Source organism: Mediterraneibacter agrestimuris (assembly GCF_943193195.1).
GTDB classification, from domain to species: Bacteria; Bacillota; Clostridia; order Lachnospirales; family Lachnospiraceae; genus Schaedlerella; species Schaedlerella agrestimuris.
Genome location: NZ_CALPDG010000042.1, coordinates 1 through 14,801, shown reverse-complemented (window position 1 = coordinate 14,801; position 14,801 = coordinate 1). Strand labels below are relative to the sequence as shown.

Here is a 14,801-nt window from a genome sequence, read left to right as displayed (position 1 = left end):
GGAAGGAAGTGAATAACATGGGAATGTTTTTAAATCCGGATAACGAGGCGTTTCAGAAAGTCATTAATTCTGAAATATATGTGGATAAAACGGGATTATTGGAATATACAAATCGTGTAATTGATACAGAACAAAGTTGCATATGTAATAGTCGTCCGAGACGATTTGGGAAGTCTATTACAGCGAACATGCTGACAGCTTATTATAGTAGAGGCTGTGATTCGGAATCATTATTTTCAGGACTTCAAATCAGTAAAACAGAGAAGTTTCATCAGTATTTGAATCGGTATAATGTGATTCATTTTGATGTGCAGTGGTGCTTCATGGACGCAGGAAATGCAGAGAAAACAGTTTCTTATATTACGCAAAAAGTGATAAACGAATTAAAAGCCGAGTTTCCGAATGTTCTTTTTTCAGAAAATACTACGTTAGGCGGTGCATTAGCAGATGTCACGCAGGCAACAGGTCATAAGTTTATCATCATAATAGATGAATGGGATGTACTGATACGTGATGAAGCTTCCAATATAAAGGTGCAGGAGGAGTATATTAATTTTCTCAGAGGATTATTTAAAGGTACTGAACCTTCAAAGTTTTTGCATCTGGCATTTCTAACCGGGATTTTGCCAATCAAGAAAATTCGGACACAATCGGCATTGAATAATTTTGATGAATTTACGATGGCAACACCGGCAAATTTTGCTCCATATATTGGATTTACAGAACAAGAAGTAAATAAGTTATGCCAAAGATATCATACAGATTTTGAAGAAGTAAAGCGATGGTACAATGGATATACATTAGCAAAGGAACATGTGTATAATCCCAAAGCGGTAGTCAGTGTAATGTTGAGAGGCGAATATCAGAGTTATTGGTCACAAACCGGGACATATGAATCGATCCTGCCGTTGATAAATATGGATTTTGATGGTCTTAAAACAGCAATTATTGAAATGCTCTCAGGTGCATCTGTGGAAGTGGATGTTAATACATTCCAGAATGATATGGTTTCTTTTGGGAATAAAGATGATGTACTGACACTATTGATTCATCTTGGCTATCTTGCTTATAATCAGAAGAAAGGCATTGCTTTTATACCAAATGAGGAAATCAGGCAAGAATTTTTAACAGCAACCAAGAAAAAGAAATGGAATTCTCGCAGCAATGCAGTATTATTTTATTCCAATACGTGAGATGCCTACCGGAAGAGGATTTGCAGATTATGTCTTCCTTCCCAAACCGGAATATGCAGAGGAAATGCCTGCATTGCTCGTAGAACTCAAATGGAATAAATCCGCAGAAACAGCCCTTCAGCAGATTAAAGAAAAGAAGTATGTCCGGGCAGTCGAAAACTACACTGGAAATATCCTGCTGGTGGGGATTAACTACGACAAGAAGAACAAAGCTCATGAATGTATAATCGAGAAATGGGTTTTATAGTATGGTTGAAAGGTAAGCGTAAAATAATTGATCAATTGTCGCTTACCTTTAATCGTTTCCCTCCCATAACCATTTAAATTACTGGATATTCCCACGTGGCAACCGCAAATCCGGCATACGGGAAACTGTCTGTCCGGTAATGTAGGAATTGCTTATGTGAGTTTACTCGTATAATGTTTTATTGAAACCACATACCTCTCTCATGGAGATATCATGTAAACACTTAAATTTGGGGTAACTATACTTTTCTCCTTTTCTCATTCATAATGATAGAAAATAGTTTTTTACTACATCATCTTGATAGGAAGTAGATTTTTACTACAATTGGAGGTTTCGTTATGACAGAAGCCAGAAACCTTTTCGAACTGATACACAAAAGTCGTAAGAGATCTTCAACAATCTTCTGTTCCCAGTTTCGTGAATGTGAATGGTACCAGCCGATATGCAGTGGTGAAAGTACTGTGCAAGCTCAAATCAATAACTAATCATATGTGAATTGTCAAGGTACTCCGGTTACTGAAAAGTAACCGGATATTTTTACACTGATGGCTGAAAATTAAGCACTTACTCCATAAGTATCTTTTTTAATGTAAAGTCACCCTCAACAATAATAAGCTGATGCCATATGAGCAATGCAGCTATAACAGGAGACTCATGAACAGTTATTGCAAATAGTTGATTTTCTTCTCATTGATACGATATCTCCATCGCTTGATGTAAACATTGTATCATGAGCATAAAATAATGTCCGGTTATTTAAAGGATATCACACTAGCTGTAAAAAGTGGGCAGTGAATAATTCCCATATGTATAAATATTTGTTAGCATAATTTTAGCAATGTTCAACAAACTCTTTTATATGTTCATCCATACATTTTACAATATCAGCTTTAGATAAATATATTTTTGTCCATTCTATCGTTTTTTCGACTGCCATTTCTACATTCCAGGTTGGTTTCCAGCCAAATGTCTTTTTTAACTTAGAACAATCCAGCCTTAAAAAGTTAGCTTCATGTGGTCCGTTATCGCAATGACTTGTCCAAGTTACATTATTTCCCCATTTTTCACAAAAGCAGCTTACCAACTCTCCAGTTGTAATGCAGTCACTTTCATCCGGACCAACATTATAGAATCCTGCATAACTTTTGTTTTCATATTGTTCTTTTGCAATCATTAAGTACGCAAAAAGTGGCTCCAAAACATGCTGATATGGACGAATTGAATAAGGATTTCGTACTACAATTTTTTCGCCCTTTTCTGCTGCACGTACACAATCCGGAATAATCCGATTGGCAGAAAAGTCCCCACCTCCTATTACATTTCCAGCTCTTGCAGTAGATACTGCAATTTCCATATCAGAAAAGAAAGAATTAATATAACTGTGTGTTACTAACTCGGAACAAGATTTACTGTTAGAATATGGATCATACCCATCTAAAGGCTCGTTCTCTCTGTATCCCCATTCCCACTCATTATTTTTATATACTTTATCTGTTGTAATATTTATAAATGATTTAACATACGGAGCCATTCTTATGCATTCACAAATATTAACCGTTCCCATAACATTAGTTTCATATGTATAATGCGGATTCTCATAGGAATAACGAACTAATGGTTGTGCAGCCATATGAATTACGATTTCTGGACGTGTTCTTTCAAATACCTTTTTCAGATTATCATAATCCCTGATATCACTAATAACGGAATCCATTCTTTCCTCTATATCTGAGATATAAAAAAAATCAGACATTGTTGTGGGTTCTAATGCATATCCAACAACTTTCGCACCTGCATTTATTAAAATTTTACATAACCATGTTCCTTTAAATCCGGTATGCCCGGTTACTAAAACTTTTTTATTTTTGTAAAAATCTAAAAGTTCTTTTTTGTGTTTCATGGCTTGTGTTTCTCCTTTCCATAAAGTATTAATTATTTACTTAGTAATTTCTAATTTCTTTTAAATTTAATCCCTTTGCAATTAAACAATCTTTTAAATTATCTCCCTTTACCACTATATAGCTTGAATAGTTATCATTATTAGTAATCTCATAGTATATACCGGACGTGGAGAATTCACTATTTTTTATATCTGCCACAAAAATGAGTGCATTATCCAATTCTTCACAATCTGTTCTTTGAACATTATACTTATACAACTTATATTGTGCGGGATAGACAATTCTATCTCCTTCTATAATAATATTTGTTTCAGTCTCAATATCATATTCATCGCAAAAACTTTCTGCGACATCAATTTTGTCGTAATAATATTCAGAAATTGGAAGACATACATTATGCATCCAAATAAAATATTGTACAATAAATAGAACAGCAATAGAGGTAATGAAAATTAAGATTTTTCGTTTACCTACTATATATATAAATAGAGCAATCACTATATTTAATATAGACCATACAAGCATTTGACGGTAAATATTACTTGAATTAACCAAAATATCATGGCTTTGTGAGGGGATAATCGGTAATCCGCATAGTTGCAAAATGGCTGCCGTTCCTTCATGGAGGAAATCACTAATAAAGAAAAAGAAAATAAAGTTGATTAAAACAATAGCTTTTATACTTGTGTTTTTATATTTTTTCAAATAATCTTTTTCTGTAAGTTGATATGCAGCAATGAATGTAAGCAGTTGAATGGGAACCATTACATATCTAACATAAATAATTTGATCTAACCGTAGCATTTCTCCATGATAAATAATTCTATAAGTTCCCAACCCCATAAAAATGATTCCTAATGCAAACCCTCCTACAAAATAAAGAATTGTATAAATATAAATGATAACTTCGTCTTCTTTTATTTTTTCTGTTTCTTTTCCAGCTTTAAAATATTTATATAAAAAAATGACCACAAAAACAATTCCCCAAATTGCGAGTCCATAGCTGCTTGAGCATGTGCTGTACAGCCATCCAAATAAAGTATATACAATTGTTTTAAGACCCGAAAAAAAGAAATCTATATGTGCCCATCCTGAAAGAATTTCCTGTGTACTATTATAATTAATATTGCCATTCCAAATATGTGATTTTAAAAAATTTCCTAATACAGAATCTACGGACCATCCTATGAATATTCCTAATAAATAACTCGGTATATTTATAACAGAAATTTTTTTCCAATAACGTAAGAGAAAGACAAGCATAAATAACAATATTGTTACTACAATTCCCCTTGCATGTGTGATATATGCATACACTGACAGGAATCCAATTGTGATACTTAAAATATGCCGTTCCCAATTTTTTCCACAATGAAAACATATCAATAAAAATAATAGTATTAACCAACTCAAAAATGACAAAAGTGTTTCTGACAGAACCGTTTTACTTAAAATAAGAGACGAAGGCATAACCCCGAGCATAAAAGCAATTAACATAGCTTTTCTGTCATCTTTAATATTAAGAAAGTCTATCTCTATTTTAAAAATAATGCACGGAATAAGTGCAAGTATTATACTATTAAAAAGCAGCATAGAAATATAAAGAAATGTCCTGTCCTGAATCAGTAAATACAATGGGAAATACAATATTGCTGTTCCATACTTATAATATCCAAGTCCGACATTTTTCACATAATCAGACCAGTCATTTCCTACTAAATATTCAACAGAACTTAAATGACCTATCTCATCAGAAAACATAGGTCCTCGCATCCTAATGGCAAACATTGCATTAAGAATAAATACAAGAGTAAATAGCATGAAATATTTAGCAGTATTACTCTTAATATACTTTTTATAAAAATGAACTAACATTATGTTTGCTCCTTTTCTTTTGTTTTTAGAAAATGCTTCTAAAACTCCCCAAATAGCAATGCACTGATTTTCTTACTTCGATTTAGCAAAAGTACCAACGCTACTGAAATTATAGTCGATGTACAAAATATGGATATTATTCTGATAATCCCCCCCCCACACCAATATTCAAACACAAAAACTGATAGAGATATAAATATAAAGAATTTTTACCCAGCCAACAGATTATGTTTTTTTCCGTTATTTTCAATATTTTCTGACATTTACACACTAAAAGATATAGAAATGATATCATAAAAAATGCTGTTAATTGTGATGGGAAAGCTGTTTCTATACTATAGAATAATTTGTATAAAGAAAAATATGCAGCAAGCAATATAAATACAATTTTTACAGCATCATGAACAATTTCCTCTTTTAAACACGCACATACGTATCCTACAACAAAAAATACATAATATTGCTTTAAATAGTCCCATCCCCATAAACGCATATTGGTCTCTATCAGACTCAAACCTGAAAAGACAAATAAGCTCAAAAAAATAACAACTAAATCACTATTGAGCCCTTTTCTTTGAGTAAGCATATAGACACCATATACTACAATCGTAAAAATAAATACAACCCACAAAAACCAGATAATATATGTAGGTTGAATCAGTAAAATTTTTATATACTCAACAACTCCAAATTCAAATGTTCTAAAGGGTTTAATTCCTACAAAATCAAAATCATGGACAATGTAAATAATCCAACTCCATACATATGTAGGAATTACAAGTCTCTTAAACTTTTTCCAAATACTTATTTTTCCATTATGACGTATACTCAGACACAAAGTATAACCTGACAATAATATAAACAATTGCATATGCCATGAATAAATAAATTTGGTTAACCCTATTGTATTAAAATCAATTGGATATAACCCCCTTTGAAGTGCATGACCTAATAGCACTCCAATTACAGCTAATCCTCGTAAAAAATCCACAGATATATTTCTGTTCTTGTATGTTTCCATTTCATTTCACTTCCATATTATAAAATCATTAGTTCTTCATATAGTTGTCTATCCAGCAGTGGTTCTTGATCTTGGTTAGGTTTACCAAACTCTAACTTAGGAAATACATAAGTATTTTCATTAAAAACTACTTCTATTAATATTGGTTCTGTTATAATAAAAGAATCTTCTTTAATCTCTTTTTCCTCACTTATGAGGCAATATTTTATCCCATATGCCTGAGCAATTTTTTTAAAATCCGGAGACTCGTAGCCATTTCCATTTACGGTTTGTGAATAACAACCGTCAAAATACATTTCTTGAAAATGACGTATCATTCCTAGTGCACGGTTATTCAACACAACAATCGCGATTGGAAGCTTTTCGCGAGTAATAAACTGCAGTTCTTGGATATTCATCTGCAATCCCCCATCTCCATTAAAGGAAACTACAGGTTTTTTACTCCCATAGTATGCGCCGATAGCAGCCGGAAGGGAATATCCCATAGAACCGAGACCCCCAGAAAAAAATACATTTTGGTTTTGTTTTATGTAAAAGGACTGAGCAACCCAAACTTGATTTTGCCCCACATCGGTTGTTATCGTATAACCGTCTGGGATCGCTTTTCCAATCTTATTTGTAATAATGTTTGGAGTTTTATCATCTATACCGTATAATTTTTTTCGTATTTTATTACATATCTGTCTCCATTGATGAAGCGATTCTCCAATATCTATTGGTTCAGCTAATATTTTTTGTAATATTTCCTGCGCATCTGCACAAATATGTTTTTCCCGATTATTTACACGATTAAATAATTCTCCTTCATCTATGTCAACTCGAATAAGCTGAGCGTCAGGAGCAAAATTTTCTCTTTGACCGCCGACCTGACGAACATCTAGACGAGATCCTATAGCAATAACCAAATCACTTTTCGCTATTATGAAGTTAGCTGCTCTGTTTCCGTATGCCCCTATAAAACCAAAGTTCATTTCCTCATCTGAGGATACGACATCTACTGCCAGCATACTGCTTACCAGTGGTATTCTCCATTTTTCTACTAATTGTCTAACTAATTTTTTGGTATTCTCTGGTTTTGTTCCTGCTCCAACAAGAAGTACTGGTCTTTTAGAATTTTTTATTGATTGAGTAATTACACTAATATCAATTTGAGACTTCTGTTGCTGCTCTAATTGAAAAGAACGCAAATTCTCTGGGTCTATATCCATCCGTTGAATATTCATTGGTATATCAAGCAAAACAGGACCTTTTCTGCCTTCTTGAGCAAAATAAAAAGCCTTTTCTAACTCATAGCGTATATCTGATTCATGCTCTATATATGCACAGTATTTAGTAACACTTTTTACAATGGGAAGAATTTCCGTTTCTTGAAAACCTTTTTGACGAATTGGAAGATCCTTTTTTGCTTCATATGTATTTACCTGCCCAGTTAAAAAAAGTGTCGGTATAGAATCAAAAAAGGCATTACAAATTCCAGTAATTAAGTTTGTCGCTCCCGGACCACTGGATGAATAAGCAACACCTACTTTACCTGTAACCTGTGCATACCCATTTGCTGCAAAAGCAGAAGCTTGTTCATGATAATTTGTATGTATTGTAATATCCTCTTTATATTTATCAAATGAATCAATTAAATGTGCAGCCATTCCTCCCGGATAACCAAAAACATCGCTAATTTCTTTTTCTATCAGGAATTCTACTATGTAATCTGATACTTTCATCTATTATCTCCTTTACCATTTTTTCCATGGTGCATCTCCTGATTCCCACATTTCTTCTAATTTCTTCTTATCTCTCTGTGTATCCATACATTGCCAAAAACCCATGTGTTTATAAGCCATCAATTCCCCTTCTATTGCCAATTTTTCCAATGGTTCCTTTTCAAAAACCGTCTTATCATCTGTAATATATTCGAATATTTGGGGCTCTAATACCATATATCCAATATTAATCATTTCACCGTCTGAGGAACTTTTTTCTCTAAATGACTTTATTGAATTATGATCATCTATTTCTAATACACCAAATCGTTGACCAATATTATATGCACTTATTGTCGCTATTTTTTCATGCTTTTTATGATAGGCTGTCAGTTCTTTTATGTTAATGTCAGCCACACCATCACCATAAGTAAGTAAAAATGTTTCTTCTCCGATATATTTCTGGATTCTTTTCACTCTTCCACCAGTCATCGTATTTATCCCTGTGTCCACTAATGTAACTTTCCATGGCTCAGACACATTGTTATGAACAGTCATTTCGTTATTCAGTGAAAAATCAAAAGTTATATCACTATTATGCAAATAATAATCTGCAAACCATTCTTTAATTAAATGCTGCTTATATCCACAACAAACTACAAACTCTTGTATTCCGTAATATGAAAATGTTTTCATTATATGCCATAAAATTGGCTTTTCTCCAATTTCAATCATTGGCTTAGGTTTGAGATAACTTTCCTCGCTAATCCGTGTACCAAATCCACCTGCTAATATAACTGCTTTCATAATATATTTTGTTCCTTTCATTATTTAAAACATATAATAAGTTTTTCATCTTACATGGCAGGACCATGAAATATTTCTTCTTCTTTTCTGGTATACAATTTTCTTGCCGGAATTCCTCCCCATACTTCGTTTGCCGGAACATCATTGAGTACAACTGCGTTTGCTGCAATAATCGCATTTTCGCCAATAATTAATGTTCCTTTATTATTCAGTATTTTACATCCAGCCCCTAAAATAGCATATTCCTTAATAATGATACGTTCATATATTGATTGATCACTCGGAAGATAAACATCAGATCTCCCAATTGTAACTTGCTGAAAAATTCTCACACCTTTTTCGATAATAGTGTTTGGATGAATACAAACACCATTTCCATGATGCGCAACATACAATTTCTGAGGGAGTTGTACAGTTTTAGGAATATCACATCCCCAAAGACGCAAAATCAATGATCCGATTTTTCCAATAAAAGGTTTTTTTTGTAAATTAAGCATCTGCCATACTTCCATTTACATTCCCTCCTCTATTGCTTTAATTGTTCTAAAAAACCCTTCTTTTATCGTAATTTGAGGACACCATCCTATTTGTCGCAGCTTATTGCTATCAGCGGTAATTAGATTTTCATCCTTTTTGGAAACATATGTACTTTCAATACTTCTGGTTACTTTTTTAACTTTTAAATTCCGTTCTGGAAACAATTTCACGAGTATTTTTGCCAGTTCGGAAATAGAAATATACTGTAAGTCGTTACATAAATTATACGTTTCGCCTGAGCTTCCATAAAGTAAAATAAGCAGAAAACCTAAAATGGCATCCGTTATATAGCAAAATGCTCGTTTTGCTTTTCCTTCACTTTTCATTTCAATGTTTTTTTTATCTATAATATTAGCAACAAATTCAGAGAATGCTCGTTCATCATGATGTATATCCATTGTAGGACCAAAGGTATGAAAAATGCGGACAGAATTTGTTTTTATTCCATATTCTCTAAAATAACCCACGCACATATTTTCTCCCATACGTTTACTTTCCGCATAACAATTTCGGATATCCATGGGATCTAATATCCCTAAAACTGTTTCATCATAATTTTTGCTGATTGTCTCATCTTGCTTTCCATATATTTCAGAACTACTGAAAAACAAGAAATTCTTGGTTTTACACTTTTTTGCAAATTCCAGTAAGTGATATGTTCCGATCACATTTGGCAACATTACTTCAACAGGAATTGTATTATAATATTGAGGGGATGCTAGGCTTGCAGCATGAATGATGTAATCCATTTTTTCGGATATTCTTATTTCAGAATCCAACGTTTGCATTACATAGTGAAAATATTCTTTTTCACAAATATTTCCATATCGTTTTTCTAATTTTTCTTTATTCCGCACAATAATCCATATATCTATAGAGAAATTATGAAATTCATTCAAAAAAATAAAAAAATAGACTAAATAGGATGCGAGCATACCATAAGCACCTGTAACCAGAATTTTAGTGTTTTTCAGCTGTTCTATACCTTTTATTGAAGTATAGATGATATTCATATCTTCTTTAACAATCGTATTATCTAATAAATTCTTTTTCACTTAAATATCCACCTCTGTTGTAAGTATTTGCAGCAGTTTTCCACTACATAACAATCCAATTGATTTCCCCGCTAGGATAAACATAAATGTAGAAGCAAATATAATTTTTGTTTCCCATAACGTATATGGAGATTTCACAATACTCCAAATGCAAATGAAAAAATTTTTTATACCTTTTTTTAGGTACATCGCATATCTCCAATATTGATTAATTAAAAATCTCATTTCCAATTGCACTTTTTGCAAGTTTGAAATGTCTAACTTTACAAAATTTTCAAATACATCCCCAACTAATCCATCTTTTCCGTATCCCCAATCTTTAGTGTTTTGAGGCGGTCTTGTGACCAGTATAGGATATTCGGTTATATGATATGTCGTTCCATGCAGGCAGCAATAGGCCAGTGCGTATATTTGAAGATAATAATTATATATACTTTTTTCCTTTATTTCTTCCATTATATTTTCTACACGGAATACCAGACCACTCATCTGATGTCCACGCCATGCATTTTCAAGACAATTTTGGAAACCGCCTTTGTATTTGTTTGATTTTACTGTTAAATCTCTTCCGCGTCCATTTTTTTCCCCGTTCAAATCAATATTAACGTAACTTGGAATAACACATCCTATGTCTTGTTCTAAACATTCAAGAATTTCTCTTAAGTAATCTATAGAAATGAAATCATCATCCCCTAATAACAACATATATTTTGTCTTAACTTTTCCAAAAAGGTTAGCAATATTTATTCTTGGTCCGATATTTTTTTCATTTCTATGATAGTTTATATAAACATTTCCTTTGACTAATTTCATAACTTCTTTTTCAGTATCATCTGTAGAAGCATTATCTGAAATTAAAATTTCAACAAAATCCTGAGCTTTTAAATTACAAATCATCTGATCAAGACTTTTTAAATTTTTTAACAGGAATTCACATCTGTTATATGTTGGTATTGCAATCGTTAATACACCATGCGATTTATTTGACATTTCTTTGTTCTCCCATTCTTTGGTTTCTCAACTTTTCTATTATCCATATTAATATGAATGAAAAGATATCTCCTACAATAGACAGCACTCTCATAATAACAATTCCCGTTAAAATAACAGACTCTCCAATTACCGTACCTAATAAAAACAAACTTACTGCTTCGCGAATTCCTACTCCACCCGGTGCACCCGGCGTTATAAATCCTGCCGCAAAAGCAACTAACATTGCTCCCATGCAAGACATAATACTCTGAATAGAGTAGCATTCGCCTGATATGATAGAGAAAATGGCAACATAAAGCCCAGCGTTTACCAATCCTTGTATAATGTAGAATAAAAAATTTTTTCCTAATGCTTTTGTAAGCTCTATGGAGAAAACTTCGTGTAATATTTCAACTATTTCTTTTCTCTTTTTTTTTAATATAATAAGGCAGAGCAGTAATACCACTAATATAGATATTACAAAAAATATAAAAACTTCTTTCCCAAAATTTTCATACTGTTGTGTAACATATCTGAATAAGTTTTTTCTGGCTAATAAAATTGCTAACAATATAATCGAAAAAATATTCCAGCTTACATCTATTAAAGTTGACAAAGCAACCCTAGAGTGTTTTAGGTTTTTATTTACCGCAAGTTCATTTCGTCCAACATATTGAAAAACATTACCTGGAATATATTTGAAAACATTAGACTTTGTATATATCAGCATGGTTTCCCAGTATTGAATTTTGCAACTGAGTAATGCATTAATTATGTTTGTCCATGGAATTCCACCTAAAATTACAGTTACAGAATAAATTAAAGTAATTAATATAAATGAAAATATATTTTTTTTAGAAAATATAATGGAATAATCTACATCATATGATTGAATTTTACTAATAATTATGACAATGGCCAATATCATGACAATATTTCCAATATATTTTATTATTTTAGTTATATTGATTCTGTTTTTTCTCTTTTCCATATTTAAGTTTATTTCCTATACGTACGATGTAGTTTGTTATTTTCTTGGCTTATATATTTTGCTCTTTTGTTTTTTCTGCAATATCATCCTTGCCTTCTTCATGGCCCTGACCATAATCCATCTTCCGAAGTTCAAACTGAATCTCTTCCAACAGTTTCCTGTTTGCAGAGATCACATCCCCAAGAAGTCCAATTACCCCGGCTAAAACCGCGATTATAATCAACATGCTGGCAAGGATCAGTGACTGAATATGCCCTTCCCCATTTCCAATGGCAAGATACACCAGGTAACGGATTCCCAATGCAGCCCCGGCAACACCGAATATACCGGCTATCCATGCGAAGCAATACAGGGGCTTGTACATCATCAGTGCACGTCCAATAGTCAGCATGGATTTCTTCACATAACCAAACATGCTGTTAAACAGCCTGGATGGTCTCAGCTCAGCATTTGTACGAATTGGGACTGAGGTCACCGCCATTTTCTGGCGTCCTGCCTGTACGATTGTTTCAAGGGTGTAAGTATATTCGTTGATTACATTCAGGCGCATTGCCGTATGTCTGCTGTATGCACGGAATCCACTTGGAGCATCCGGGACATCTGTCTTGGATGCTTTTCGCACAACCCAACTGCCAAGATGCTGCAGCTTTTTCTTAAGCGGCGAAAAATGTGCTGTCTGGTCTATCGGACGTTCCCCGATCACCATTCCAGCCTCTCCGTTGAGAATCGGACGGACAAGTTTTTCAATATCTTCACCACAGTATTGATTGTCAGCGTCAGTATTGACAATGATATCCGCTCCGTTTCTTAAACACGCATCGAGACCTGCCATAAAGCCTCTTGCAAGTCCTTTATTGTTTCGGAAGCTAACTACATAGTTAACTCCCCAGTTTCTTGCCACTTCGACCGTATTATCAGCACTGCCGTCATTGATGATCAGATATTCAATTTCATCAATTCCGTCAATGTGTTTTGGCAAATCATTTAATGCTACTTCCAGTGTTTCTGCTTCGTTGTAGCATGGAATCTGGATAATCAGTTTCATGTCTTTTCCCTAACCTATTCTTCAGTATCGTTTATCGTTTTTCGTCCGATAGAACCGTATGTAATACCGGTCCCCTCGAATTGATCCAGTGCATAACAATTTCGCCCGTCAAGTACGATAGGCCGTTTCATCAGCTTCTGGTACTTTGTAACGTCAAAATCACATACGTCTTTCCATTCAGTAAAGATGAAGCAGATATCAGCATCCGTGATGGCTTCCTCAATGCTTCCACAATACTGGATTTTCTCATTTGGAACCTGTTTTTTAAAATTCTCTGTACCAACCGGATCCCAGATACGTACGCGGGCGCCATCTTCCAACAGAAGCGGAACGTTTACCAATGACGGAGCTTCACGTAAGTCGTCAGTTCCCGGTTTGAAAGTACATCCCAGTACAGCTATATTCAAAAATAAAAAGTCATCATAATATTTTCTAGCTTTTTTTATCAGCTTTAATTTCTGACTGTCATTTACTTCAATCGCAGCTTTAACTGTCCGGATTTCCTTATCGTTAAAACTTGCAAGCCAGCTTAATGCCTTTGTGTCTTTCGGGAAGCAAGAGCCGCCGTAACCGATTCCAGCATTTAGGAAATAATCCCCGATCCGTTTATCGAATCCCATTCCAAGAGTGACTTCTTCTACATTAGCGCCAACTGTTTCACAAAGATTGGCAATCTCATTAACATAACTGATTTTTAATGCAAGGAAGTCATTGGATGCATATTTAATCATTTCCGCGCTTCGGCGTCCGACTGTAATCTTTGGGGCGTCAAATTTTTCGTATACCTGCATCAGAATATCTGCCGCATATTTTTCATCTGTTCCAATTACGATACGCGATGCATGTAAAGTGTCACGGACTGCCGTTCCCTGTGCAAGGAACTCCGGATTGGATGCCACATAAATCTTGCAGTCATGCACCTGTTTATCATGGATATATTGTTCAATTTTATCGTTGGTACCTATCGGCACAGTCGACTTCACTACGACAACACAATTATTTTCAGCAGTTCTGGCAATCTGTTTTGCCACCTGATATACGAAACTTAAATTGGCAGAGCCGTCTGATTTCTCAGGGGTTCCTACCCCGATAAAGATGACTTCTGCATTTTTATATGCGCCTGCATAGTCAGTCGTAAACGTAAGATTCTCCATAGATTCTTGCATCAGTTCAGAAAGTCCTGGCTCATAAATTGGAGAAATTCCCTGCTGCATGGTTTTGACTTTTTCTTCATCTACATCAAGACAGATAACCTGGTGTCCTTTGCTTGCAAGGCAGACACCTGTTACAAGACCGACATATCCTGTTCCTGCGACTGTAATTCTCATATCTCTTCCCTACCTTTTTCTACTTTGTCAGATAGTATTTTGGGGAATCCTCAAGTTGCCAACTTAAGGATTCTTATACTTTTTTATTTCTTTTCGCCTAATCCCAACATATTATATCATAATTCTACA

At 34.0% G+C, this 14,801-nt stretch carries 11 protein-coding genes and 1 pseudogene; 1 reads left to right on the top strand and 11 read right to left on the bottom strand.

The genetic code is table 11. The features are described from left to right. Window positions 1-17: 17 nt before the first annotated feature. Window positions 18-1,440 (top strand): annotated as a pseudogene (locus tag NFS18_RS15645) (AAA family ATPase). 832 nt (window positions 1,441-2,272) lie between these two features. Here the strand turns inward: NFS18_RS15645 and rfbG are convergent. From rfbG to NFS18_RS15590, 11 genes are all read right to left on the bottom strand, one after another. After that, window positions 2,273-3,340: a CDP-glucose 4,6-dehydratase gene (gene rfbG / locus NFS18_RS15640; RefSeq protein WP_251391944.1), complete on the bottom strand. Its 1,068-nt coding sequence runs from the start codon at window positions 3,338-3,340 to the stop codon at window positions 2,273-2,275. 40 nt (window positions 3,341-3,380) lie between these two features. After that, window positions 3,381-5,216, bottom strand: a complete 1,836-nt coding sequence (locus tag NFS18_RS15635; protein ID WP_251391942.1) for a hypothetical protein — start codon at window positions 5,214-5,216, stop codon at window positions 3,381-3,383. A gap of 136 nt (window positions 5,217-5,352) precedes the next feature. Then, window positions 5,353-6,237: an acyltransferase family protein gene (locus tag NFS18_RS15630; protein ID WP_251391940.1), complete on the bottom strand. Its 885-nt coding sequence runs from the start codon at window positions 6,235-6,237 to the stop codon at window positions 5,353-5,355. Window positions 6,238-6,254: 17 nt separating this feature from the next. Beyond that, complete coding sequence (locus NFS18_RS15625; protein ID WP_251391938.1) at window positions 6,255-7,958, bottom strand: thiamine pyrophosphate-binding protein; 1,704 nt, start codon at window positions 7,956-7,958, stop codon at window positions 6,255-6,257. A 12-nt stretch (window positions 7,959-7,970) separates the two neighbouring features. Next, on the bottom strand, window positions 7,971-8,744 hold the full coding sequence (gene rfbF / locus NFS18_RS15620) for a glucose-1-phosphate cytidylyltransferase (RefSeq protein WP_251391936.1): 774 nt from the start codon (window positions 8,742-8,744) through the stop codon (window positions 7,971-7,973). A 50-nt stretch (window positions 8,745-8,794) separates the two neighbouring features. Further along, window positions 8,795-9,256 (bottom strand): LbetaH domain-containing protein, encoded by a 462-nt coding sequence (locus tag NFS18_RS15615; RefSeq protein WP_251391928.1) that lies wholly within the window; start codon window positions 9,254-9,256, stop codon window positions 8,795-8,797. Next, window positions 9,257-10,336, bottom strand: coding sequence for an NAD-dependent epimerase/dehydratase family protein (locus tag NFS18_RS15610; RefSeq protein WP_251391926.1), 1,080 nt, complete (start codon window positions 10,334-10,336; stop codon window positions 9,257-9,259). Continuing rightward, window positions 10,337-11,326, bottom strand: a complete 990-nt coding sequence (locus tag NFS18_RS15605; RefSeq protein WP_251391923.1) for a glycosyltransferase family 2 protein — start codon at window positions 11,324-11,326, stop codon at window positions 10,337-10,339. Beyond that, window positions 11,316-12,299, bottom strand: coding sequence for a lysylphosphatidylglycerol synthase domain-containing protein (locus NFS18_RS15600; protein ID WP_251391921.1), 984 nt, complete (start codon window positions 12,297-12,299; stop codon window positions 11,316-11,318). The genes NFS18_RS15605 and NFS18_RS15600 overlap by 11 nt, the downstream gene beginning before the upstream one ends. Window positions 12,300-12,348: 49 nt before the next feature. Further along, window positions 12,349-13,344 carry a glycosyltransferase family 2 protein gene (locus NFS18_RS15595; protein WP_251391919.1) on the bottom strand — a complete coding sequence of 332 codons (996 nt, stop codon included), beginning with the start codon at window positions 13,342-13,344 and terminating at the stop codon, window positions 12,349-12,351. A 14-nt stretch (window positions 13,345-13,358) separates the two neighbouring features. Further along, window positions 13,359-14,672, bottom strand: coding sequence for a UDP-glucose dehydrogenase family protein (locus NFS18_RS15590; protein WP_251391917.1), 1,314 nt, complete (start codon window positions 14,670-14,672; stop codon window positions 13,359-13,361). Window positions 14,673-14,801: the final 129 nt, after the last annotated feature.